23 protein-coding genes are annotated in these 24,609 nt (G+C 59.6%); 13 read left to right on the top strand and 10 right to left on the bottom strand.

Going from position 1 to position 24,609, the window contains the following annotated elements:
• Positions 1–47 precede the first annotated feature (47 nt).
• The 3 genes from HDF08_RS05385 to HDF08_RS05375 form a co-directional block, all read right to left on the bottom strand.
• Complete coding sequence (locus HDF08_RS05385) at positions 48–713, bottom strand: LutC/YkgG family protein (RefSeq protein WP_179637527.1); 666 nt, start codon at positions 711–713, stop codon at positions 48–50.
• Positions 703–2,205, bottom strand: coding sequence for a LutB/LldF family L-lactate oxidation iron-sulfur protein (locus HDF08_RS05380; protein ID WP_179637526.1), 1,503 nt, complete (start codon positions 2,203–2,205; stop codon positions 703–705). Before HDF08_RS05380 ends, HDF08_RS05385 begins: the two co-directional genes overlap by 11 nt.
• Before the next feature lie 115 nt (positions 2,206–2,320).
• Positions 2,321–3,061 (bottom strand): (Fe-S)-binding protein, encoded by a 741-nt coding sequence (locus HDF08_RS05375; protein ID WP_179638803.1) that lies wholly within the window; start codon positions 3,059–3,061, stop codon positions 2,321–2,323.
• Between the two features lie 132 nt (positions 3,062–3,193).
• Here HDF08_RS05375 and HDF08_RS05370 point away from each other — a divergent pair, with 132 nt between their 5' ends.
• The gene (locus HDF08_RS05370; protein ID WP_179637525.1) at positions 3,194–4,375 is read left to right on the top strand and encodes an L-rhamnose/proton symporter RhaT; all 1,182 of its coding nucleotides are present in this window, start codon (positions 3,194–3,196) and stop codon (positions 4,373–4,375) included.
• A 199-nt stretch (positions 4,376–4,574) separates the two neighbouring features.
• On the opposite strand, the gene HDF08_RS05365 is transcribed toward HDF08_RS05370, so the two are convergent.
• Together HDF08_RS05365 and HDF08_RS05360 are read right to left on the bottom strand one after the other, a co-directional pair.
• Positions 4,575–4,910 carry a hypothetical protein gene (locus HDF08_RS05365; RefSeq protein ID WP_179637524.1) on the bottom strand — a complete coding sequence of 112 codons (336 nt, stop codon included), beginning with the start codon at positions 4,908–4,910 and terminating at the stop codon, positions 4,575–4,577.
• A 138-nt stretch (positions 4,911–5,048) separates the two neighbouring features.
• Positions 5,049–5,243, bottom strand: a complete 195-nt coding sequence (locus tag HDF08_RS05360) for a hypothetical protein (RefSeq protein ID WP_179637523.1) — start codon at positions 5,241–5,243, stop codon at positions 5,049–5,051.
• Between the two features lie 21 nt (positions 5,244–5,264).
• Here HDF08_RS05360 and mtnA point away from each other — a divergent pair, with 21 nt between their 5' ends.
• The 4 genes from mtnA to HDF08_RS05340 all read left to right on the top strand — a co-directional run bounded on the left by mtnA (position 5,265) and on the right by HDF08_RS05340 (position 9,806).
• The gene (gene mtnA / locus HDF08_RS05355) at positions 5,265–6,332 is read left to right on the top strand and encodes an S-methyl-5-thioribose-1-phosphate isomerase (RefSeq protein WP_179637522.1); all 1,068 of its coding nucleotides are present in this window, start codon (positions 5,265–5,267) and stop codon (positions 6,330–6,332) included.
• A 235-nt stretch (positions 6,333–6,567) separates the two neighbouring features.
• Positions 6,568–6,873, top strand: a complete 306-nt coding sequence (locus tag HDF08_RS05350) for a permease (RefSeq protein ID WP_179637521.1) — start codon at positions 6,568–6,570, stop codon at positions 6,871–6,873.
• Between the two features lie 140 nt (positions 6,874–7,013).
• Positions 7,014–7,412 carry a large conductance mechanosensitive channel protein MscL gene (gene mscL / locus HDF08_RS05345; protein ID WP_179637520.1) on the top strand — a complete coding sequence of 133 codons (399 nt, stop codon included), beginning with the start codon at positions 7,014–7,016 and terminating at the stop codon, positions 7,410–7,412.
• Between the two features lie 204 nt (positions 7,413–7,616).
• Entirely contained in the window at positions 7,617–9,806 is a 2,190-nt protein-coding gene (locus HDF08_RS05340) for a M28 family metallopeptidase (RefSeq protein WP_179637519.1), read from the top strand.
• 757 nt (positions 9,807–10,563) lie between these two features.
• Here HDF08_RS05340 and thiC read toward each other — a convergent pair.
• Entirely contained in the window at positions 10,564–12,060 is a 1,497-nt protein-coding gene (gene thiC, locus HDF08_RS05335; RefSeq protein WP_179637518.1) for a phosphomethylpyrimidine synthase ThiC, read from the bottom strand.
• Positions 12,061–12,554: 494 nt separating this feature from the next.
• On the opposite strand from thiC, the gene HDF08_RS05330 reads away from it, so the two are divergent.
• The gene (locus HDF08_RS05330) at positions 12,555–13,088 is read left to right on the top strand and encodes a YciE/YciF ferroxidase family protein (protein ID WP_179637517.1); all 534 of its coding nucleotides are present in this window, start codon (positions 12,555–12,557) and stop codon (positions 13,086–13,088) included.
• Between the two features lie 342 nt (positions 13,089–13,430).
• Here HDF08_RS05330 and HDF08_RS05325 read toward each other — a convergent pair whose 3' ends face one another.
• Both HDF08_RS05325 and HDF08_RS05320 read right to left on the bottom strand, forming a co-directional pair.
• A complete protein-coding gene (locus tag HDF08_RS05325; RefSeq protein ID WP_179637516.1) occupies positions 13,431–14,192 on the bottom strand; it encodes a lysozyme inhibitor LprI family protein in 762 nt (253 codons plus the stop codon).
• 148 nt (positions 14,193–14,340) lie between these two features.
• Positions 14,341–15,573 (bottom strand): dienelactone hydrolase family protein, encoded by a 1,233-nt coding sequence (locus HDF08_RS05320; RefSeq protein ID WP_179637515.1) that lies wholly within the window; start codon positions 15,571–15,573, stop codon positions 14,341–14,343.
• Positions 15,574–16,232: 659 nt separating this feature from the next.
• On the opposite strand from HDF08_RS05320, the gene HDF08_RS05315 reads away from it, so the two are divergent.
• The 7 genes from HDF08_RS05315 to HDF08_RS05285 all read left to right on the top strand — a co-directional run bounded on the left by HDF08_RS05315 (position 16,233) and on the right by HDF08_RS05285 (position 20,999).
• On the top strand, positions 16,233–16,688 hold the full coding sequence (locus HDF08_RS05315) for a cytochrome c maturation protein CcmE (RefSeq protein ID WP_179637514.1): 456 nt from the start codon (positions 16,233–16,235) through the stop codon (positions 16,686–16,688).
• Between the two features lie 19 nt (positions 16,689–16,707).
• Positions 16,708–17,475: an ABC transporter ATP-binding protein gene (locus HDF08_RS05310; protein ID WP_179637513.1), complete on the top strand. Its 768-nt coding sequence runs from the start codon at positions 16,708–16,710 to the stop codon at positions 17,473–17,475.
• On the top strand, positions 17,472–17,993 hold the full coding sequence (gene ybaK, locus HDF08_RS05305; RefSeq protein WP_179637512.1) for a Cys-tRNA(Pro) deacylase: 522 nt from the start codon (positions 17,472–17,474) through the stop codon (positions 17,991–17,993). The genes HDF08_RS05310 and ybaK overlap by 4 nt, the downstream gene beginning before the upstream one ends.
• The gene (locus tag HDF08_RS05300) at positions 17,990–18,679 is read left to right on the top strand and encodes a heme exporter protein CcmB (RefSeq protein WP_179637511.1); all 690 of its coding nucleotides are present in this window, start codon (positions 17,990–17,992) and stop codon (positions 18,677–18,679) included. Before ybaK ends, HDF08_RS05300 begins: the two co-directional genes overlap by 4 nt.
• Before the next feature lie 24 nt (positions 18,680–18,703).
• The gene (gene ccsA / locus HDF08_RS05295) at positions 18,704–19,441 is read left to right on the top strand and encodes a cytochrome c biogenesis protein CcsA (protein WP_179637510.1); all 738 of its coding nucleotides are present in this window, start codon (positions 18,704–18,706) and stop codon (positions 19,439–19,441) included.
• Positions 19,438–19,581 carry a hypothetical protein gene (locus HDF08_RS05290; RefSeq protein ID WP_179637509.1) on the top strand — a complete coding sequence of 48 codons (144 nt, stop codon included), beginning with the start codon at positions 19,438–19,440 and terminating at the stop codon, positions 19,579–19,581. The genes ccsA and HDF08_RS05290 overlap by 4 nt, the downstream gene beginning before the upstream one ends.
• Before the next feature lie 200 nt (positions 19,582–19,781).
• Complete coding sequence (locus HDF08_RS05285) at positions 19,782–20,999, top strand: beta-propeller fold lactonase family protein (RefSeq protein ID WP_179637508.1); 1,218 nt, start codon at positions 19,782–19,784, stop codon at positions 20,997–20,999.
• Positions 21,000–21,400: 401 nt separating this feature from the next.
• Here the strand turns inward: HDF08_RS05285 and HDF08_RS05280 are convergent, their stop codons facing one another.
• On the bottom strand, positions 21,401–23,641 hold the full coding sequence (locus HDF08_RS05280) for a PP2C family protein-serine/threonine phosphatase (RefSeq protein WP_179637507.1): 2,241 nt from the start codon (positions 23,639–23,641) through the stop codon (positions 21,401–21,403).
• Positions 23,625–24,590: a YihY/virulence factor BrkB family protein gene (locus HDF08_RS05275; protein WP_179637506.1), complete on the bottom strand. Its 966-nt coding sequence runs from the start codon at positions 24,588–24,590 to the stop codon at positions 23,625–23,627. The genes HDF08_RS05280 and HDF08_RS05275 overlap by 17 nt, the downstream gene beginning before the upstream one ends.
• Positions 24,591–24,609 lie beyond the last annotated feature (19 nt).

The raw sequence follows: 24,609 nt of genomic DNA, 5'->3' as shown, positions 1-24,609 counted from the left end.
AGACTGCGCCTTTTTACCGTCATTTGTCAAAAGATTTTTTCCACGCTTCAAACAATTAGAAGTACATCCAGAAATTGCGGCCCATGCACCCCCTTGATCCGTGTCATCTCGATATCCGCCGTCGCAGACGGCCCCGAAACAAACGTAGTCGCAAGTCCAGCCGTCCCCTGCAGACGCCCCATTGCCTCCGGCACCGTCTCCACTACATCCTCCGCCCTCACCACGCACAGGTGATAGTCGGGCACCAGCGTCGCCGCCCGTCTTCCCTGCCCCGCCACACCCTGCAGCACGAACGTCCCCGTCTCCGCAATCGCCAGCGTCGCCCCCGTCATCACCCCATCGACACCATCCAACTCCTCCGAGGACAACCCCTCATCCACCACATACTCCACCGCAGCCGAAGCAGACATCCACGCAGCCGGCAACCCCACCGGCACCACCATCCGCCGAACTCCCCGCTCCACCAGCCGCTCCGCGACACTCTGCCCTACGTCCTCACCCACAACCCGAAACACCCGCGCATCATAGTCCCGCAGCCGATCCTCCAGCAGCGCCAGCACCCCCTCGCGCTCCAGCGTCCCCCTCCGCCGATACTCTCGTGCAATCCCATCCCACCCAACCCGAGCCGCAACTCCATCTGACGCTCTACCTGTAGCCGCCCTCACCCTGCGCAACACCCCCACCCGCGAATTTGTAACCAAATCAGTTTCCATTCTCACCCCGCCTCTCCCACCAGTCCCGAAACGTCTCCTTCGGCATCTCCCCGAGATCCCTGGCCTGCGTCCACCCGCCCAGCAGCCCCGGCAGCCACCCAATCCGTCCCTCACCCTGTGCGTCCCTGCGCACCAACGGCCGCTCGGCGATGCGCCCTAGCCGTTGGGCCGCCCTGAATCTCCTCTCACTCCGAAAGATCAGAGCCATCGCCTTCATCGCCCCGGCCTCCACATCGAACAACCCCGCGACCCCAGCCGTATTCTGCTTCACCACCTTGTTCCGCAGATGAATCAGCACCTCCGGAATATTGATCTTCACCGGGCAGACCTCATAGCACGCCCCGCACAACGAAGATGCATACGGCAGAGACTGCGCATGATGCATCTCCTGCAGCTGCGGCGTCAGAATCGCCCCGATCGGCCCCGCATACACGCTCCCATACGCATGTCCCCCCGTCTGCCGATAAACCGGGCAGACATTCTGGCAGGCCCCGCAGCGAATACAGTTCAGCGTCTGCCGTCCCTCATCATCCGCCAGAATCTCGGTCCGCGCATTGTCCATCAGCACCACATGAAACACCCTTGGGCCATCTCGTAGACCATCGCGAGCGCCATCTCGCAAACCATCGCCAGCAGAAGCCCCATCCACCCCAGTCCAAATCGAGTTATAAGGATTCATTCGCTCCCCGGTAGCCGACCTCGGCAGCAGCTGCAACATCACCTCCAGGTCCTGAAATCGCGGCAGCACCTTGTCAATCCCCGCAATCGTAATCAGTGTCTCCGGCAGCGTCAGGCACATCCGCCCGTTGCCTTCACTCTCCACCACGCAAACCCCACCCGTCTCCGCGATCAAAAAATTCGCCCCACTCACCGCCGTCTTCACCCGCAGAAACTTCTCCCGCAAAAACATCCGCGCCGCATCCGCCAGATCCTCCGGCCTTTCTCCCAACTCCGGCAGATTCATCTCCCGCTGAAAGATCTCGCGTATCTGCTGCCTGTTCTTATGCAGCGCCGGCACCACAATATGCGACGGCCGATCCTCCCCCAGCTGAATAATCAACTCCGCCAGATCGGTCTCATACGGATGAATCCCCGCCGCCGCCAGCGCAGCGTTCAGTTGAATCTCCTCCGTCGTCATCGACTTGATCTTGATCACCTCGTCCGACCCCGAAGCCTTCACAAGCCCAATAACAATCCGCCGCGCCTCCTCCGCATCCCGAGCCCAGTGCACCACTCCGCCCGCGCGCGTACAGTTCGCCTCAAACTCCTCAAGATAAAAATCCAGATGCTCCATCGTGTGCCGGCGAATCTGCTTCCCTGCCTCGCGCAGCTCCTGCCAGTCCGGCATCTCGCTCACCACTCGAGCCCGCTTCTCCTGGATCACGTCCGTAGCATGACGCACATTCTTCCGCAGCTGCACATCGCCCATCATCGCCTTCGCCGCCATCGGAAACGTCGGCGCAGTCTTTGGATCCAACCCAGCACCACTCATGCCTCACCCCCAATCAAGCAGAAATTTGGGTGCCCCATATCTCGATTTTGAGATGTGGGCATCGCGCAGAGCGCGACCGTTGCTGCCCATCTCCGTTGCAAGCTCATCTCTCCCATCAACGTAAAGCCCCCTCATCCCCAGCCAAAATCTCAGCCAGATGCACCGTCTTCACGCCCGTCCTCTGCCGATGCAGCGCCCCCTGAATATGCATCAGGCACGAGTTATCGCAAGCCGTACAAGCCTCAGCCTTCGTATTCAAAACCGCCGTCGTCTTCTCCGCCAGCATCGCGCTCGATACATCCGCATTCTTAACCGCAAACGTCCCGCCGAATCCGCAGCACTGCTCCAGCCCCTGCAACTCGACGAGATCAATCCCCCGCACCGCCTTCAGCAGCCGCATCGGCCCATCACCCAACACCAAATTCCGCAACCCATGGCAGCTCGCGTGATACGTCACCCGATGCGGATAGTAGGCCCCCACGTCCTCCAGCCCCAGCCGCTTCGTCAGAAACTCCGAAAACTCAAACACCTTCGGCAGCAGAGCATCCACCTCCGCAATCAGCTCCACCCGTCCGATCGCCAACGCCATCTTCGGATAGTGATCCCGCATCATCGCCACACATGACGACGACGGCACCACCACCGCCTCGGCGCCCTTGAACTGTTCCACAAACCGCGAAAGCAGCGGCATCGCCTCCGCCTGATAGCCAGTGTTATAGTGCATCTGCCCACAGCATGTCTGCCCTTGAGGAAACTCCACCGTATGCCCCAGTCGCTCCAGCACCCGCACCACAGCCTTGCCGGTCTCAGGAAACAGCGTGTCGTTGTAACAAGTAATGAACAGTGAAACTCGCAGACCATCCTCCAGGCGAAGCAGCGATCCGGAATAAGATTCAATAGAGAGTATATTTCCCTAACGCAACTTGTGTCAGGTACGATAGTACCCGCTCGACCCAGGCACCACCATCATTCACCAGAACGAGGCCTCGTGGGACCCAATCCTTTCATCGGCGTCATCTATCACTGGATCGGCGGTTTCGCCTCCGCCACCAACTTCATCCCCTTCCGCGGCATCAAGCGCTGGTCGTGGGAGATCTACTGGCTCATCCAGGGATTCGCCGCGTGGATCATCGCCCCCATCGTCCTCGCCTCGCTCCTCGTCCCGAATCTCTTCGGCATCCTCCACGCCGCGCCCGCCTCCAGCATCCACTACGCCATCTTCTGGGGCATCCTCTGGGGAGCAGGCGGCCTCACCTTCGGCCTCGCCATCCGCTACCTCGGCATCGCCCTCGGATACGCCATCGCCCTCGGCCTCTGCACCGCCTTCGGAACCCTCATCCCGCCCATCTATGACGGCTCCATCCACATCATCCTCCACGAAACCTCCGGCCAGATCATCCTCGCCGGCGTCCTCCTCTGTCTGATCGCCGTAGCCGTCAACGGAGCCGCTGGCCTCTCCAAAGAGCGCGAAATCACCCCGGAAGAAAAGGCCGAAGCCGGAGAGACCGACTACAACTTCGGCAAAGGACTAGCCGTAGCCATCTTCGCCGGCGTCATGAGCTCCTTCTTCGCCTTCGGCCTCAAAGCCGGAGCCCCCATCGGAGCCCTCGCCAAAACCGAGCTCCTCGCCCACAACCGCCTCGACCTCTGGCAAAACCTGCCCGTCCTCATCGTCGTGCTCTGGGGAGGCTTCCTCACCAACTTCGTCTGGTCCGCCATCCTCATCCTCAAAAACGGCTCCATCAAACAATTCACCGGCCAACCCGGCCTAAACCCCATGCGCGCCACCCACGCCTCCGGCCAGACCCTGGTCGACTTCGACCCCCTCGATCCCTCCACCTACGACCACCTCGCCCCAAAGACACTCGTCCAGAACTACATCTTCGCCTCCCTCGCCGGCGTCATCTGGTACTTCCAGTTCTTCTTCTACTCCATGGGTCAGACCAAGATGGGCAAGTATGACTTCTCCAGCTGGACCCTCCACATGGCCAGCATCATCATCTTCGCCACCCTCTGGGGGCTCTTCCTCAAAGAGTGGCGAGGCACCAGCCGCCGCACCAAAACCCTCGTAGCCACCGGCCTCTTCCTTCTCGTCAGCTCCACCATCGTCGTAGGCTACGGCAACTACCTCAAAGCCAACGAAGCCCCCACCACTATCACCACCCGTTAGCCCCAACACACCCACAAAACGACGGCCTGACAGGCAAAGGGAGCCCAATGCCTCTTGGAGCCGTCATCCTGAACGTAGTGAAGGATCCCCGTATTTAGCTTTTGCCGTTGCCTGTTTTCTTGTTGTCATTCCGCAGCGCAGCGGAGGAATCTGCTGTTGCCTTTCACTGTTGCCTAGCCCAACCCAACAGCCCCACGATTCATTTATCCAAATCCTCAAACGCATACCGCCCCAGCGCAAACGGACGCGAAACCGCCGGCTTACTATCCAGCGGGTAAGAAGGATAAGGATCAACGGTCCCCGTAGGAAAACCCCAGATCTTCCCGGTCCGCAGATCCACAACCACCTTCCCGTACACCTGCCCCGTCCCATCCGGATACCGCAGATTCTGCACCCCCGGCTCAATGTAGAGCGCATGAGCCGCAGACGAGTCCGCCGCAACCGGGGGAGGAGACACATACGGCCTTGCGGCGATCTCAACCAGCGCCAACGCAATCACCAGCAGAAGAGCATTCCTCAACGCATCTTTTCTCACGTGGACCTCCCTCAACAAACCTCGCCGCATCTTTATTCCCATTGTGGACGAGAACCCGCACGAAAAGCCTCACCGTAGAGAAACAATTCTCAAGAACCTAACACTCGCAACCTCTCCGCCGATAAAGCCCCCATGCTCTCAAAGCCGAAGTTCTCCGACGGAAGATTCTGCCCCCACTGCAACACCGAATCCCTGCATCGCTCCCACCGCCGAGGCTGGGACTGGTTCTTCCACTACCTGGCTCTGCGCCCAGTTCGCTGCACCGGCTGCTGCCAGCGCTTCTATGCCCGCCGAACTGCCTATGGCCCCCACATCCGCCCCCATACAGGTCATTCGCGATAAACTAGAAGGGACATGATCCCTACCCTCGAATGGCTCCCCACCGGCGTTAACTTCCTCGATCAAACCAAGCTGCCCCTCGAGGAGACCTACGTCCTCGCCACCGACTACAAGCAGGTCGCCACCGTCATCCGCGACATGATCGTCCGCGGAGCCCCAGCCATCGGCGTCTCTGCCGCCATGGGCATGGCCATCGGCATCGACCGCAGCACTGCGACCACCCTCCCCGCCCTCACCGAAGAGGTCGCCCTCATCGCCAAAACCCTCGCCGAGACCCGCCCCACTGCCGTCAATCTCTTCTGGGGCATCGACGAGATCCGCAATCTCTACTTCGCACTCGCCGCCAAAGACACTCCCATCTCCGAGATCAAGTCCGCCATAGTCGCTAAGGCCCGCCGCATGTACGACGAGGACATCGCCGCCTGCAAGCAAATGGGCGCACACGGCGCATCGCTCCTTCCCAAAGAGGGCACCGTCCTCACCCACTGCAACGCGGGAGCCCTCGCCACCTGCGGCTATGGCTCGGCCCTCGGCGTCATCCGCGCCGCAATCGAGCGCGGCCACAAGATCGACGTCTTCGCCGACGAGACCCGTCCCTTCCTCCAGGGCGCCCGCCTCACCGCATGGGAGCTCATGAAGGACAATATCCCCACCACCGTCCTCTGCGACAACATGGCCGCCTCGCTCATGCGCCAAGGCCGCATCCAGGCCGTCATCGTCGGCGCCGACCGCATCGCCGCCAACGGAGACGTCGCCAACAAGATCGGCACCTACGGCGTAGCCATCCTCGCCAAAGAGCACAACATCCCCTTCTACGTCGCCGCCCCCTGGTCCACCCTCGACCTTCAAACCGCCACGGGCGACCTCATCCCCATCGAGCAGCGCGACGCCCGCGAAGTCACCCACTCCAACGGCAAGCAGATGACCCCTCACGGCGTAGCCATCGAGAACCCAGCCTTTGACGTCACCCCCGCAAAGTACGTCACCGCCATCATCACCGAGCGCGGCGTCCTCACCTCTCCCTACAACGACTCCATCCGCGCTATGTCCAAACAGCCTGAACCCGAGCTCACCGCAGTATAAAAATCTCACTGCGACTAAAGTTGCCATCGGATGAACCGGCAGACTCCTCTGGGTGTGTTCCCCTCGCTTGGACACACCCAGTCATCACCACAACCAACTCCGCAACGATCTCCCGCCATTATTGCAATCAGCTTTTGCCTGCATCAAAAATGAAGCTCAGGCAGGCCACTGCCGCTCCTCCCAAAACTAGCGCCAAACTCCGCACGCTCGTATCCTTAAAACAGACACACCCTACGTGAAATATCCCCTCTTCAATCCGCGTGTCCACTCTCTTCTGCGCGGCAGCCTCCTCGTACTCCTCAGCCTCGCCGTAGCTCTCCTCCTCTCCGACTTCCCCCACAACCGCGCCACTCCCCTCCTCATCCTTCCTGTCCTCTTCGCCATCGCCGGCACCGCCGACACCGTCCGTTGCATGCAGCGCCGCTGGAGCTTCTATCACGCCGGCGTCATCCTCTGCATCTACATGGACCTCATGGCCCTCTGCATGATCCTCTTCTTCCTCCTCTACCCTTACGCCCGCTGGATAGCATCTTCCCAATAGCAAGCCTCCTCCCATAGCCAACCCCAGCTCCTCCGCCTCAACTACCCTCTAGCCTTTAAAATCTCCTGCGGTATACTCCCCGCACCGGAACAAGCAGTGATCAACGGTTCCATGCACGATCAAACTAGGAGACTGACCTCATGTTCAAAGGATTCCGCGATTTCATTCTGCGTGGTAACGTCGTCGATCTTGCCGTCGCCGTCATCATCGGAGCTGCATTCACCTCCATCGTCACCTCGCTGACTGAAAAGATCATCAATCCCCTCCTGGGCGCAGTCATCGGCAAGCCCAACTTCGGCTACCTCATCGCCCACGTCAACGGCGGCGAGATCCGCTACGGCGACTTCATCACCGCCATCATCAACTTCCTCCTCATCGCCGGCGTCGTTTACTTCTTCCTCGTACTGCCCATTCAGTACCTCCTGAAAAAATTCCACCCCACAATCGCCGAGCCACCTGCCACCAAGCCCTGCCCCCAGTGCCTGGGCGACATCCCCATCCCCGCCACTCGCTGCAAGTTCTGCACCCAGCCCGTATAGCTCTTCGCTCAAGAATCCATCGCAGCGGCTCACATCCATCGTGAGCCGCTTTATCGTGTCCGCAACAAATCACTGAGACTCAAAATCTTCGAGGGAACCTTCCGCCAGAAACCTCTGTCCACAGAACCTCACCGGCAAAGATCCTGCCCAAACTCAATTCTGCGATACCCTGATATCTCGACAACCCACATCGAGGCCCACGACTTGACTCGTCTCCGCACCGTAGCCTGCCTGCTCCCCCTCGCCGCCCTCACACTGGCCCAGTCTCCCACCCCCCAGGTCTTCGGATATCGCGACTTCGCCCAGCAGGCAAAGTGGGACAAAATCTTCATGGCTGTCCCCGACGCCGCACTCGCAGGCCAGCACCTCAAGACCCTCACCGCCGCCCCCCACTGGGCCAGTTCGCCAGAGGACTACGCCACCGCCGTCTACGTCGCCGACAAGTTCAAAGCCGCCGGCCTCGAAACCCAGATCGTTCCCTACAAAGTCCTCCTCACCAAACCCGTCAAGATCCTCATCGAAGCCTTCGACGCCGACGGCAAAAAACTAATGTCCGGCCCCACCCCAGAGCACGTCGACCCCAACAAATTCGGCGGCGACCCCTTCCAGGACGACCCCCGCATCCTCCCCGCCTTCAACGGCTCCTCCCCCTCAGGCGACGTCACCGCCGAGGTCATCTACGCCAACTACGGCACCCTCGCCGACTTCCAGCAGCTCACCAAACTAGGCATCAGCGTCAAAGGCAAGATCGTCCTCGTCCGCTACGGCGAAAACTTCCGCGGCATCAAGACCTACATCGCCCAGCAGTACGGAGCCGTCGGCGTCCTCATCTACTCCGACCCCGCCGACGACGGCTACTTCCGCGGCGACATCTACCCCCGCGGCCCCTACCGCCCCGAAACCGCCGTCCAGCGCGGCTCCATCCAGTTCCTTCCCATCTACCCCGGCGACCCCACCACTCCCGGCGTAGCCTCCACACCCGACCTCCCCGACTCCAAACGCATCCCCGTCGACAAACTGCAGAACAACCAGCCCAGCATCCCCACCAATCCCCTCTCCTACCACGACGCCGCCCCCATCCTCAAAGCCCTCGGCGGAGCCGAATCCCCCCGCGACTGGCAGGGCGCACTCCCCTTCACCTACCACCTAGGAGCCTCCAGCAATCTCGGAGCAGGCGGCACTCACGGTACGCCTCCTAAAATCACTGTCCACATGCACCTCGATCAGGACATCGCCCTCCGTACCATCTGGGACGTCACCGGCACCATCGACGGAACCGACTCCACCCAGAAAGAAGACTGGGTCGTAGCCGGAAACCACCGCGACGCCTGGGTCTACGGCGCCGTCGATCCCAACTCCGGCACTGCCGCCATGCTCGAAACCGTTCACGGCCTGGGCGAACTCCTCAAGCAAGGCTGGAAGCCACAACGCCGCATCGTCCTCTGCAGTTGGGACGCAGAAGAAGAAGGTCTCATCGGCTCCACCGAGTGGGCCGAGCAGCACGAAACCCACCTCGCCCACGCCGTAGCCTACTTCAACACCGACGTAGGCGTAGCCGGCCCCAACTTCGACGCCGCCGCCGTACCCTCGCTCAAACAGTTCGTCCGCGAAGTCACCAAAGAAGTCGCCAGCCCCAAAGGCGGAACCGTCTACGAACAGTGGAAGGCCGACCAGGCAACCGCCCCCACGCGGCGCACACACAAGCCAACCGAATCCACTGACTCCGACGTCCACATCGGCACCCTCGGCTCCGGCTCCGACTACACCCCCTTCATCCAGCACCTCGGCGTCCCCTCCACCGACATCGGCTCCGAAGGCCCCTACGGCGTCTACCACTCCGTCTTCGACAACTACAACTGGTTCACCAAATTCGCCGACCCCACCTTCGTCTACGAGCAGCAACAAGCTCGCGTCTTCGGCCTCGAGATCCTCCACATGGCCGACGCCGACGTCCTTCCCTACGACTACCAGCTCTACGGCAAAGAGATCGTAGGCTACCTCGAGGCCGCGCAGAAACAAGCCACCGCCAAGAACCTCACCCTCGACTTCACCGCTGCCCAGGCCGCCGCCAACCGCTTCGCCGCCGCCGGCACCGCCATCCGAGCCACCCAGGCCGCGCCGTCATCAAACCCCGTCGCACTCAACAAATCCCTGCGCGAAGCCGAGGGCGCTCTTCTAAACCCCGAAGGTCTCCCCAAGCGCTCCTGGTACAAACACACCATCTACGCTCCAGGCGAGTTCACCGGCTACGCCGCCGTCGTCATCCCCGGCGTGAACGAAGGCATCGACGCCCCCGACGCCCCGAGAGCCCAATCGCAGCTAGCCGCCTTGGCCGCCGCCCTCAACCACTCCGCCGCCATCCTCGAAAACGCAAACAAACAAGCCACCAAATAACCACCAACCCACCACAGACCACCATCCTCAACACCATAAGCGCTAGCCTCCGACCAACGGGAGGACCACCCGAAGGGGGTATACAAGTCACGAAGTGACCGCCCCACGCGTAGTGGGCCCGTCCGGCAGGACCTGAGCATTAAAAAGAAAAACCATCCCCCAAAAGACGCATCTTTGCTTCCCGAAGTGGGATGTCCCCATTTAGTCACCTGCCGCATGATTACTCTCAAGACGGTCAAAGCCGCCCAAAGGAGACTCCCCAATGGTCCACGATCTCGTTCTAGCTTTGGTTTTTCTCGCAATGATTATTGCTCCTGCACTTCTTGCCATGCGATCTGACAAACAGGAGAAAGATATTCTCTAGACTCACCGCTGTGCTGCCGCCCCACGGAGTAAGTTGTTGCCAGCCCACACCAACCCGCATCCTCCACCGCATCGCGGGCATGGCCTTCAACTTCAGCGCTGACCAATTCGAGCCGTCCTTCGACTCCAGCTCTGAGCTACCCCTTGCCGCCCCGCAGCGCAGTACCATTCGCCCCCAACGCAACAGACTCCCAGCTAACGCTCCGAGCCAACCGAAACCAGTTTCCTCCCCAAAGAGATAGGCCGCCTCCCAAACCAGGGACACGGCCTTTTTCTATAAACCACCAATACCCCTTGTCATTCTGAGCAACGCGAAGAATCCCCGTATTTCGCATTTGCTCTTGTCTTTGCCGTTGCTGTTGCCTTCACCGTACAACCGCACTTCCGGCAACCGCTACCCCCGCAACGCCATCTGCTCCGTAACGATCTGCGTCAGGTCCTGCTTATGCAGCCCATGCTCCTTCGCATTGAACTCGTCCACCTTGCTCGACCAGTTCATGCTGCAGAACTTCGGCCCGCACATACTGCAGAACGCCGCTTCCTTGTAGTAGTCATCCGGCAGCGTCTCGTCATGCATCCCTCGTGCCGTCTCCGGGTCAAGCGACAGTGCAAACTGCTTATCCCAATCAAACGTGTACCGAGCATGCGAGATCGCATCATCCCGATCCCTCGCGCCCGGCCGATGACGAGCCACATCCGCCGCATGCGCCGCAATCTTGTAAGCGATAATCCCGTCCTTCACATCCTTCTCATTCGGCAGTCCAAGGTGCTCCTTCGGAGTTACATAGCAGAGCATCGCCGCACCATGCCACCCAATCATCGCCGCGCCAATCGCCGACGTAATGTGGTCATATCCAGGCGCGATATCGGTCACCAGCGGTCCCAGCACATAAAACGGAGCCCCATCGCACAACTCAACCTCTTTATCCACCTGTAGCTTGATCTGGTCCATCGGGATATGCCCCGGCCCTTCGATCATCACCTGCACATCGCTCTTCCACGCCTGTCGGGTCAGCTCACCTAGCGTCTTCAACTCCGCAAACTGAGCTTCATCGCTCGCATCCGCCAGACACCCCGGCCTTAGCCCATCGCCCAGCGAGTAGCTCACGTCATACTTCACCATCACCTTCGTAATCCGGTCGAAGTTCTCATACAAAAAGTTCTGCTTATGATTCGACGTCATCCACTGCGCCAGAATCGCCCCACCCCGGCTCACAATCCCAGTAATCCGCTTCGCTACCAGCGGCACATACTCAATCAGCACGCCCGCATGAATCGTAAAGTAATCCACTCCCTGCTGCGCCTGCTCCTCAATCACCTCAAGGTAAAGATCAATATTCAGATCCTCCACCCTCTTCACTCGCGAGAGCGCCTCATACAACGGCACCGTCCCAATCGGGACCGGCGAATGCCGCAGAATCTGCTCCCGAATCATCGAAATATCCCCACCCGTCGACAGATCCATCACCGTATCCGCGCCAAAGTGCACCGCCGTATGCAGCTTTCGCAACTCCTCATCCACATTCGACACCAGCGCCGAGTTCCCGATATTCGCATTGATCTTGCACAGGGACTCCACCCCAATCGCCATCGGCTCCAGCTCCACGTGGTTGATGTTTGCCGGGATAATCATCGTCCCCTTCGCCACCTCGCTCCGTACCAGCTCCGCCGAAATCTTCTCCCGTCCGGCGACATAGGCCATCTCTTCGGTGATCATGCCCTTCCGCGCAAAGTGCATCTGGCTCATATTCATATCGCCAGTCCGCGCCGCCTCGGCCTTGCGCTTCACAATCCACTCCGCCCGCCCCGTCGGCACCTTGTAGTCGTTGCCGTGCGAGTGCGCCCCACTGCCATTGCCGTTTGAAGCCGCCCCGTTCCCGTTTTCGCTCATGTCTCTCCCCTACCCGTTCAGCCGTCTTACGAGTAATTAGCCGTGTTATCGAGTAAGTATACGATGCACGCAACTTCGCCAAAGCTTCTCGCAAACTTTGCGCGCTAAGCTTCCCGCTCACCAGCAATCTCGAAGGCCGCGAAACGCAGCCCCAGAATCAGCCCGCTTCAAGCAGCACCCTTCCAGCATCCCGAAGTGTTAAGCGTTACTTAAGATCACCAGCATCACCATCGCAAATCCCGCTTGCGCCTCGAAAAAAACCCGCACACAGGCCCTCTTCCAGAGGCTTCTCACTCCATTCACCCGATAGGAATTAGCTAAACCTCCCAGCCAACCCTGTCTGCAACCTCGCATCCTACTCAGCAGAACGCAGAACGACCGTGAGCACCCCGGCTTGAACGTTCGCCGCTCTCACCCACACCTTCCACGCTGCACCAAATGGCGCCTCTGTGCGCTAACGAGACATCTCGCGAGTTTCCAAAGGAGCCACACCCATGAAGCTATTCTCCGAAAACATCGAAGACCTCCGCACCCTCTATATCGCCAACCTCAAAAAGGCCCTCGACATGGAGCAGAAGATCACCAAAGCCCTCCCCACCATGATCGAGAAGTCCACCGACCCCCAGCTCGCCTCCGCCTTCCGCAACCACCTCACCGAAACTCAAACCCACGTCGCCAAAGTTGAAAGCATCCTCCGCGACGCCACCAACGGCAACGCCGACACCTCCACCTGCAAAGCCATCTCCGCCCTCGTCACCGAAGCCGAGGACAACATCAAGGACGCAGCAGACACCAGCATCCGCGACATCACCCTCATCGCCTCCGCGCAGCAGGTCGAGCATCATGAGATCGCCGTCTACGGCACCCTCCGCACCTGGGCCGAACTCCTCGGCGACGACGACGCAGCCGATCTCCTCGACAGCATCCTCGACGAAGAGAAGAACGCCGACGAACTCCTCTCCACCATCTCCGACACCGTCAACACCACCGCAGCCGAACCCAAAACCGTAACCGCCACCAGCGTCTAGTTCTGCTACATAGCAACCGGCGCTCAACTAAAGAGGCGGAGACTTCACAGTGTCTCCGCTTTTTACTGTTCAAAAGTGCATCAGAATCACTGCCATTCTGAGCGCAACGAGGACCACGGTCGCTTTTGTAGCTGCTGCTGTTGCTGCTTCTGTCGCGGTTGCTGCTTCTGTAGCCGTTGCCTGTTCCTTTGCTTGTCATTCCGCAGGGATCTGCTGTTGCTTCTGCCGTTGCATTTATTTTTGCTCTACTTCCTCTAGCCTGTCATTCTGAGCGCAGCGAAGAATCTCCGCATTTTGCCCTTGCGTCTGCCAGTCATCATCCATCCACCGCGAAGATAACCCTTACGGTTTCCCAGCCCGATCCGCCTCAAAATAAACATTGCAAACCGAAAACACCAGCCGGTCGCTATCCTTCATCATCACCACATCACCCGGCATCTCCATACTGCCGCCAGCCGACCCGTCCTGGATTGTGACGTCTGGATGCTCGATCGTGATCTGCTGTACAGTTGGCGTCGCGATGCCCAACTGACTAAAATCCACCTGAGAACTCTGGCTGCCCCTACCCGAGTTGTCTTCAGCAAATTGCTTCGCTTCGACCGTTGCCGCCGTACTGCCAAGGTTCCGCACCGTCGTCGTCTTCCATCGCAGGCTATCCGCCTTGTACTCCAGCTCAGTGCCTATCATTGCATCGGCCTGCTTCTGGTCCCAGCACGCGATCGTCTTCGTAGGAAGCACCTTCTTCACCATCCATTGTCCCCTAATCATCTCAGGAATCGGACTGCCCGCCTTGGCCGCGGGATCGTTCTGCTTCACCTGCGTCTCAAAGTAGTCGGCGTGCGCCTTCGTCGCCTGCGTCAAACACCCAGCGTCCTTCCCGCACTGCTGATCCCGCTGCATAATCCAGTCGCGCTCCTGCTTCCGCAGCGCCGTCAACCCCTTCGGATCGGCCCGCAGCTGCGCCACTCTCTGTTGATACACACTGTTCAAACGGCTGTCTTCCTGCACCAGAGTCTTGTCCTGCCCATTCGCATCCTGCCCCCACAGAGGCGCAGCCACGGCCACCACCAGACCAACACCTATCAACCTCCGCGCTACAAACATAAGCCAGCCTCATGTAGCAAAATTTTAATCCACGAAGCAGAGATTAGTTCCACGAAGGGCGGAGACATTCAAATATGCCGCCTTCCGTTGCGCCTCAAATAAACTTCGTACACCGAGAACAGTCTTTGTCCAATCGCACCATTTGATCTTAGTTGGCTGGGTCTCCAACCGTTTTATTCGCGACGCGAATACTCGGCCGCAATTTCACCGACATCGTGTGGTTTGGAACGCCGTTCGCACTTGAAGGAGCCTTCAGGAAGGCTCCAGCCTGAACATCGTGTTTTAGATAAAAGCCTAGGAACGCTCTCGTGTAGCGCATCACCCAGGAATATCCGACTAAACCGTCTGCACGGTTGTAATCTGCCACTTGTAGATTCGGAAGCTCCTTTTCCCATAGCTCTTCATTTCGATATGCAATTGAGCAGAACTCAGGATGAAAGAGTCCCAACATCCGAATGGTGATCAGATCCCCATGTACCCACTGATTGAGTACACTCGGTCCATCCGCGTGAAAGCGACGATTAAGTAGATCCTGATCTTCCAGCGATTGGTCGCCCTCTTCGAAGTAGATTAGCGGAATGGTCATTTGGTCGGGGTGAACAGTCTTGGACGCTTCAACCAAGCCCGGAAAGTAGCGCTCGCTACCATCAAGAGAGACCAACGCCTTGATTCGATTGTCTCTCGAAGCTGCGAACAAGTCGGCCAGTCCTCCCCAGCTAAAGCCAATGGCAGCTACCCCCGTCATGTCGGTGTCTGGAAGTGAGGCCGCATACTCGATCAGAAACGATACGTCACTGGCCTGAGCGTTGACTCCCGACAGATCATGAGTAGATTCACGAGACTTCTCTCCCATGCCTGGACTTGCAACCACGACATAGCCGTTGCTCGCGAGATATTCACACAGATCAACATTCTCCCAAGACCAGGAAGTGAAGCTTGGAGCGTAGATCACCACCGGAAACCGGCCCGTCTCAAGGCCCGCATCCCGCACAGCTGACATCGATTGTCCAAGGGATGCTTGCAACCACGCCTTTAGTACATCGCCATCTCGCGTTCTCTGGGGTTTACCGAAGCTCACCTCTGTGTCCATCAACGCGACGTAATCCCCCATGGTCATGGTCTTCCGACCAGTCCTCTGCGCGGGGTACCAGACGAGCGTCTGCAACGGCCGGCCACGTTCAGTTTGGGTCGCTGGGACAGTTTTTTGATCAACTGCCGATCCAAAGTCGCGCGCACTGTCATAGTGCTCGACGACTCTGATCCCGACTGCGTGCGGTCCCGGTTTTTCGAGGAAATTCACCGCGGCATAGTCCTCAGCCAAAGCGAAGTTGAGCGCTCCGAGGATCACGTAACAAAGTAATGCTAGTTGACGCAAAGGCACGCTAGACCTCACTTCCTGCATTTAGCTGCTTGCGTTGCTTTACGTCCAACTCGGAGGACTTGTTCCGTCGTATTGAAATCTCTCAAATATCGCTTGTCTTCAGAGACGCTGATCAAACCCGGTTTCGTAACAGCCTCGAATCTCCCAGAATCTCCATCGTCCTCCTTTTCCACCTATCCTGAATCCTCACATTCGGGTGTTGAATCGATATCAAAAATCTCAAATGCCCGAAGTCGCCAAAAACCTAACCGAACGATAGTTCAGCCGTGCTGCCTTGAACGAAAACCTGCTTGTCTCAATTATTGAGCTACCCAAATTCTCTGCCGTTAAATCTTGTCAAGCCCCAAAGTGGCTAAAACCCACGCCCAGAGCGGCTTTTGTCGTGGCGTATTACCCCCCGCCAATCGTCTAAAATAGAAGTAACAAACAGAAATCGAACAGACTACACACCATTCACACGACAAGGAGCGTAACTGCAACAAATCAAATATTTTGCACGTAAGCCCTTTGAATGCAATATTTTACAGACATACCCCCTCTGTAAACTACTCATTCCAATAAACTTCCGCCCAAGATACCCCGTTGGGGGGAGGGGGGTATACACCAACTCGTTGACTACCCAAATCGAAACCACGAACGTAGACTGAAAGACGAAGAACATGGCAAACGCATCCCACAAGAATCCGATCAAATTCATCGTCGCCACACTGATCATTGTGGCTACCATCGCGTATCTCTCGTTCACCGGCGGCCGCGACAATAAGAGTTACTACGTCACCATCGGCGAGCTTCAGGGCATGGGCAACAAAGCCTACGTCCGTCACCTCCGCGTAGCCGGCAACGTCGCTCCCGGCAGCATCCACCGCGTCGGTACCAGCGCCACCTTCGACCTCCTCGAGCAGGGCCGCAAACTCTCAGTCATCTACCAGGGATCGGAGCCGCCGCCCGACACCTTCAAGGACGACGCCCAGGCGCTCGCCGTCGGCACCTACGGCCACGACGGCGTCTTCCACGCCACCCAGCTCCAGGCCAAATGCGCCTCCAAGTACGCCCCGGCCCCCGCCTCTGCAACCCCGGCCACCACCGCCGCAGCAACGCTTCCCGCAACCCGCTAACCGCCGCGCACGAAAAAATATGACGCAGACGGCAGAGACAACTCGCAGCACTCCGACTCCATCCGCTGCCGGCAGGGACTGCATCGCGCTCGACTCCGTCTCCAAGATCTACGGCACCTTCGCCGCCCTCCGCAACGTAACCACCAGCTTCTGCACCGGCTCCTCGACCGTCATCCTCGGCGAAAACGGAGCCGGAAAATCCACCCTCCTCCGCATCATCGCCGGCCTCATCACGCCCACCCGCGGCCGCGTTACAGTCTTCTGCGGCTCCCCTCACCAGCAGCGCCGCCGCATCGCCTACATGAGCCACTCGCCCATGCTCTACGACGAGCTCACCGCCATCGAGAACCTGAACTACTTCTCCTCGCTCCATCGCGAAGGAGGCTGCGCCTGCGTAGGCAACCCCGAGATGGCCCTCCGCGCCGTCGGCCTCGACCCCAAACTCAACCGCCCAGTCGGGCAATACTCTCAAGGCATGCGCCAGCGCACCTCGCTCGCCCGCGTCCTCCAGACCGATCCCGAGATCCTGCTCCTCGACGAACCCTTCTCCAACCTCGACGCCGCCTCCGCCCGCCACATGGTCGAGCTCCTCGCCGACTTCCGCACCTGGCCCGTAGCTCCGGTCAACGGAGTATCCGGCGCCCGCACCATCCTCCTCACCACCCACCAGTCCACCCTCGCCGAACCCATCGCCGACCGCACCCTCACCATGCACAACGGCCAGATTCTGGACACTCACTGGCAGACTCCCCGGACCACGGACTCCCCAGCCGAGGCCGCTGGGTGAAGACGCCCGCTCCAGCCAAGACCAACGCCGCCCGCCTCCTCGACACCCTGGGCATCCCCTACGAACTCCGCCCCTACGACATCGACCCCGACGACCTCACCGCCATCTCCGTCGCCCGCAAGATAGGCCTCCCCCCCGAGCAGGTCTTCAAAACCCTCCTCGCCCACACCAACACTATCGCCGGCGGCCCAGCAGGGATGGACCACGTCTTCGCGGTCATCCCCGGCGACGCCGAACTCGACCTCAAAAAACTGGCCCACGCCGCCGGAGCAAAAAAAGCCGACCTAGCCTCCCTCAAAGAAGTAGAGCCGCTCACCGGCTACATCCGTGGCGGAGTCACCGTCATGGGAGCCAAAAAGCCCTTCCCAGCCTTCGCCGACGAGACCATCGAACTCTTCGACCAGATCTCCGTCTCCGCCGGCCAGCGAGGCCTCCAGCTCCTCCTCGCTCCCTCAGACTATCTCCGCGCCGCCAACGCAACCCTGGCCGATCTCACCAAGGATCAACCCAAGGCATGAAGTATCTCCATCACGTCTGGGACCACCTCCGCAAAGACCTCCGCCTCGAGTGGCGCTCCCGCGACTCCATCAACGGGATGCTCTTCTTCTCCCTCCTGGTCGTCGTAGTCTTCGGCCTGGCCTTCGACCCCACCAGCTACCCCACCATGGCCCGCCAGATCTCCGGTGGAATCCTCTGGGTGGCCCTGCTCTTCGCCTCCATCACAGCCCTCAACCAGTCCTGGACTCGGGAGCAGCGTAACAACGTCCTTGAAGCCCAGCGCATGGCCCCCTCCCCCGCCTCCGCCCTCTTCCTCGGCAAAGCCCTCGCTAACATGTTGTTTGTCTTGGCCGTCGAGGCGGTCTTGGCTCCTATCTTCATCGTATTTTTCAACCTCCACGCGCTCGGCAACGTCTGGCTTCTCGCTGTCATCCTGCCGCTTGGAACTTGGGCGCTGGTTGTCAACGGCACCTTCTTCGCCGCCTTGGGCCTGCGCGCCCGCAACCGCGAACTGCTTCTCCCACTGCTTCTCCTCCCCATCTCCCTCCCCGCCCTCCTGGCCATGGTGCAGGCCACCACTGGCGTACTCACCGCTGACCTCGACCCCATCCAGATCAACACCTGGATCAAGCAGCTCCTCGGCTACGACATCATCTTCACCACGGTCTGCATTCTGCTCTTCGAGACTGTCCTCAACGCCGAATGACGGCATTCGGGATAAACTAGATCCATGGAGCAGCGCACCCCCACTCTCCGCAGCGTCGCTTGGCTCTGGTTTGGCATCAGCATCGCTGTGCTCGCCGTCGGCTTCCGCCAAGCCATCTTCCTCGTCCCCACGGACGCAGCGCAGGGCAACGTCGGGCGCATCTTCTACTACCACGTCCCCATCGCGATGTTGAGTCTGATCTTCCCCTACATCAACTTCGTAGCCTCGCTCTTCTATCTCTACTGGCGACATCGCGAACCGCTCAAGGCCCTTGCCGCAGATGCCTTGGCGCTTAGCACTGCCGAAGTGACAGTTGTCTACTCCAGCATCTGTCTGCTTACTGGCATGCTCTGGGGCCGCGCCACCTGGGGCATCTGGTGGACCTGGGACCCCCGCCTTACCAGCATGCTCCTCCTGTGGCTGCTCTATGTCAGCTATCTGATGCTGCGCCGCTTCTCGTCTACTGGGCAGACCCACACTCTCGCCGCAGTTCTCTCAGTGTTTGCCGCGGTGGACGTTCCCATCGTCTACATGTCCATTCGCTGGTGGCGCACCCAGCACCCTGCGCCGGTCTTCGGGGGTGGCCCCGACTCAGGGATTGACCCCTCCATGCTCCCCGCCTTCTATTGGAATCTCGCCGGCTGGACCGTGTGGGGTATCTGCATCGTTCTCTTCCGTTTCGCCCTCGAGCGTCGTCGCCAACTAGCCGAGCAGGAGGCCGCCCTGCAGGCCATCGAAGCTTCTTTGGAGATCCCGCAATGACCTGGCGTTCTTTCTTCGATCTGAGCACCATGCCTCACCGGCACCTGCTCTTCGCCTATGTGGCTGTATGGGTTATTCAGGGAGGGTACTTCGCATGGACTGCCTGGAACTGGGTTCATGTGCGGGATAGCCGCCGCTAAAAATCAACGAAGCCGCAGGGGGACCGCAGCTTCGTTGTCCGAGTAGGAATTGCACGTGATGCTGTAAATCGTCCTTCGATAAATCAGCATCGTCAACTTAAACACCAAATGGTATACAGAAGTTTCTGCGAATAGCGAAAAACTCTTCGCGGGCTGCACTCCCCTTGCCCCCCTTGGAACACCTCGATAGACTCCGAACAGTGCCCACGCCCCACCCTTATTCCTTTCGTTTTGTCACGCTCGCAGCGTTTGGGCTCCTTAGCCTCTCAGGTTGCCGAAGGAGCAGCTTCCCCGACGTTCCAGTCGGCTACCGAGAGTATGCCTACATCAGCAACGGGGGATCGAACACAGTCACGGTGCTCGATCTCGTCTACCTGCGTCAGGATCGCACGCTTCAGGTGGGCGCGAACCCAACCAATCTGGCCGTTAATCCGGCTCGAAACGAGATCTACGTCGCCAACGCTCAGTCCGGCACCATCTCGGTAATCGACGCTGAGGTCAACCGTGTCGTCGCGACGATTTTGGTTCACCGCCAGCCATCCTTTATTACCGTCGACCCTACTGGACACCGGGCCTACGTCGCCAACTACGGCTCCAATAGCGTAAGCGTTCTTGATCTTGATCGCCGACGCGAGGTTTCTGTGGCAGGCGCCGGCGAACAACCCGTCCAGGCGCGCATCTCGCCGGATGGCCGCACGCTTGTTGTGACGAATCATGGCAGCGGCAGCGTGTCTCTCTTTGATGTAACTCCTTACGACTCCACCAAGCCGTCATCTGGAGCCACCCTGCATCTTCGTTCGACATCTTCCGGTTGTCAGGGAGCTTCCGACACCGTCATTCTGCCTGACTCCTCGAAGGCCTTTGTGGCCTGCTCTGCGGGACATCAGGTGATGGCGGTTGGTCTTGCGGCGGCGCCTGGATCGTGGGCGGCCAAACAGAATCCATCGCTTACGACCGACCGTATGCTGGCGTTGCTTGATGTTGGGAAGACGCCGGTTCATCTTGCGATGAAGCCGGACGGCGGAGAGATCTTCGTTTCGAACTTTGATTCGGACAGCTTCTCTGAGATTGCTACGTGGACTAACGAAGTGGGGGGGACTTATGCGATTGGCAACAGGCCAGCTCAAGGGATTGTGAGCGGCGATAACAGCATGCTCTGGATCTCGAATCAAGGTGCTGACTCTATAGGGCTTTACAGCATCGACGATGGCAAGCTGGCGGGCAGTGTGCGTACGGGCTCTGGGCCGGGTGTGCTTGCGTTTTCGGAGGATCAGCATCTTTTGCTGGCGGCAGATACACATTCGGGCGATGTTGCGGTGATTCGGACGGCAGGAAAGCAGGGGCCGGCGCTGTTTACTATTCTTCCCGCTGGAATCTCCCCCAACTCGATTGCGATTAAAGCGATCCATAAAAAATAGAAATCTCCGAGAAAAAATTTGGCGTGGTGGGCGGCTGGATTTCTGTTGTGTTGCTGGGTTTTTTGAGGGTGTTTTGGAAAAAGTGCGTGTTTGATCGTGGTTTTTTGCTGGTGCGATCGTGGTGGAATGCGTGGTGGAGATGGTGTGCTGACAACGTGTTTTTCGTCGGTGAAAAATGCGCCACGTTTTTCAACTATTTTTTAGGAGACAGCGTCCTGCCGGACGGGCGCCCTGCGCGGGCGGCGGTCACTTCGTGACGTGTATACCCCTTCGGTTGGCGTTCCCGTTGGTCGCGGGTAGATCTCGTGCCGACCAACGGGAGGACCGGGCGAAGCTCTAAAAAGGCGTGCGAACGCCCGCCCTCCGCGCAGGAGGCCCGTCCGGCAGGACAGCTTCTTTTGTCAGGTCTTGCGGGCCAGGACGAGGGTGATGTCGTCGGGTTGCTCTTCGGCGCCGATCCAGGCGTCGAGCGCCAGCATCACCTGGCCGGAGATCATGTGCAGGGGCTGATCGCGGTAGCGCGCGACGACCTCCATCATGCGCTCCTCACCAAACTCGCCAAAGTCGTTCTCTGGCTCGGTTACGCCGTCAGAGTAGGCGACCATGATGTCTCCCGGCTGCATGTGGAATCGGTCTTCCTCGTATTGCATGCCGTCCATGAGCCCCACCACGGTGCCTCCCTTGTCGAGCCGGCGGATCTGACCGTCGCGACTGAGGACCAGAGGCGGAAGCTGACCGGCGTTCGAGTAGGTCATCATGGCCGTGGCGACGTCGTAGTGCGCGAGAAACAGGGTGGCATACTTCTCCGGCTGCGTGCTGCGATAGAGGTGCCGGTTGAGCAGGGAGAGGATGCGTCCCGGCGATTGGAACAGCTCGTCGCAGTCTCCGCCGCGGCCTTCCCTGCTGGCCATGAGCCCGGCCACACTGGATTCGCTGTAGACGAGCTCTTCGCTGGCGAAGCGGTAGGCCCGCACTGCGGAGTGGAGGGTTGCCATGAGCAGCGCCGCGGAGATTCCCTTTCCGCTGATGTCGCCGATGGCGATTCCGACACCGGTCTCGCGGCGGTTCATCATGCCTGCATGGGCTTCTTCGTGGAAGACGAGGAAGTCGTAGTAGTCGCCGCTGACCGAGCGTGCCGGCCGGCAGACTCCGTGCAGATCGAGCGTCGCGAGTCCCTGGGCGTGAAGCGGAAAGAGGTTGGCCTGCACCTCCTGCGCGATGGAGATCTCGTTCTGCAGGCGCTCTTTTTCCTTCTGTTCTTCAAGCAGGCGCTTCAGCGATCCCGACATGGTGTTGAAGGATCGGCTGAGCTCGGCGAGCTGGTCGTCGCTCTTGACGCCGATGCGATAGTCCAGATCACCATCCTCGATGTGTTCCGTTGCGCTGTAGAGATCGGCCACCGACGAGGTGATGGTGCGGCTAAGAGCGATCGCCATCCACAAGGCCAGCATCTCAATGAGCGCGAAGAGCACGCAGAGCAGGATGATGGCAATACGCAGAACGCTGGTTACAATTCCGCCGAGCGAGGAGCCGAAGAGCTGGTTATAGAGCAGAGACGGCCGGGATTGAACCGCGATGAGAACGTTGTCCCGCTCTCCTGTATCCCAGTCGACAATCGGCTCGGTTGAGGTGAAGCTGACGCGGGCGTCGGCGAGGTTGACGGCGGGCGGCTCGGTGCCACCGACGACCCAGCTGGACCCGCTGTTGATGCCGTCGGCTCCTACGGCGAACCGGACCTTTTGACTCGATTTTTTCGCGGGAGCAGGCGCGCCGTTTTTGTTCTCCTGACTGATCTCGTTGGCGGTTCTTCCTGCGCGCTGGGGCAGCAGGCTGGCTTGTCCCAGGCCGTCAGAGGCCAGCTTCAGAAAGGCGCTGTCCACCGGCAGGCTCGACATCAGAGTGAAGATGCGTCCGCTGTCCCACTTTTTCTGGTGAAGCGCGACGAGGTAGAGATCGCGCCCATCGAGAACCAGACCGGAGAACTCCCCACCCGGCAGTTCCGTCGCCCAGGGAGGAAGGCCGAACGGGGCTTTACCGCGATAGTTGGGGCCAAGGTCGATGGGAGCACCATTCATGAAGACACGGGTCTCGCGATGCAGCCTCATACGAGGCATGTCGAGACGAGCTACCTCTCCGGCGCTTTCGATGTTCTGGACTGCACCGCCGATCTGCTGCGCTGAGTCCTTGGGGCGTTCGGCGACGAGGGCAGTGGTGAGGTCGGCGCGGTGGCCGCTCTCGTTTCTCATCTGGATCAGCTCAGCCTGCAGCCGCGAGTCTGTGAGGTGGATGGCGAACTGCCCCGCGGCGACGTAGGCCAGAACTCCGACGAGGGTGAGGAACAAGATCACCGGGGCGAGACCGATGAGCAGATAGGTGAGCACCAGTTTGTTGCGCAGGCTCCACAGCAGATTCCGGCGCACGAACTGCCAGGCAAGGGGAATTGCGACTGAGATCAGCGCAATTCCAACAAAAAACTGCAGCACTCCAAGGAAGGTTCCGAATCCGCCCGGAATCCAGCGGCGGACGAACAGCACACAGAACCACAGTCCAAGCCAAGCTGCGGCGCCGGCAAGTCCTGTCGGCAGCCGTTCTCTCAGCAGGCTGAGAACGCGCGGCCGGGTAGGGCTATTCGGGTCTTGCATCGTTCGCAGCCTCCAGGTCCGCCTGCCGTGCCAGCTTCAAGGTATAACGGGTTGCGGAAAAATGGGCTCCTGCCAGCAAGAGCAGGCCGGAGAGAAACGCCCACATCATCAACCCTACCGAAATATAAAACGGTCCGTAGACGGACTGAAAGTCCAACCAGGGAAGAGCCTTGATATAGAGGTACTTCGCCAACTGCCAGAGCAGGCCGACGACGATGGCTGTAGGCACCACTGCTCGCGCCGGAATCTTTCTGTAGGGCAACACCCAATAGATTAGAAAGAACATCAGGATGCTCGCAAGCCCGGCGCAGAGCTTGAGGAAGGCGAAGGAGATGAAGTGGAAGACGACATTTTCGGTGTGGCCGAAGAAGACCCAGGCGAGGATGGTCTGCTGGCTGGCAGTGGATGCTACCGAGGCCATGGCCAGGACGCCGACCGCGAAGGCCAGTCCGAGGGATACGGCCTGGTTGTGAAGATAGCTTCGATTCTGGCGAACTCCCCAAACCCGGTTCAACGCAACCTCGAGCGGTAGAAAGACACCTGTAGAGGTGATCAGCAGCATGACCAACGAGAAGAGCTGGGTCCCCTTGTGGGGGTGGGCCAGCAGCTGCATGTTGCGCATGACGAAGTCCTGGCCGACAGGGAGGAGGTTCTTCATCATGTCGCCGACGATGGCCTCCATCGAGCGCGAGTGGAAGACGCTGCGGCAGAGGGTCAGCAGGAGCACGATGAACGGAAAGAGCGAGAGGATGACGTTGGCGGCGACGCTGAAGGCGTAGGTATGGACCTCGGTGCGGCCCATGTAGCGGGCTAACGCGACGATCTGTCCTGAGAGGGTGTCGTCGCAGACTACGGGTGTGACCTCCTCGATCGGCTTCGGCGGCAGATCCGGGTGGCTGGTGTTCGCGGTCGTGTGCGCTTCGGGTTTGTCGGGAAGAGTTGACGGCATAGGAGAGTTCGATGCAAGA

The organism is Tunturiibacter empetritectus, assembly GCF_013410875.1.
Classification (GTDB): Bacteria; Acidobacteriota; Terriglobia; order Terriglobales; family Acidobacteriaceae; genus Edaphobacter; species Edaphobacter empetritectus.
The sequence above is the reverse complement of the archived record's forward strand: the minus strand, read 5'-3'. Positions and strand labels throughout refer to the sequence as shown.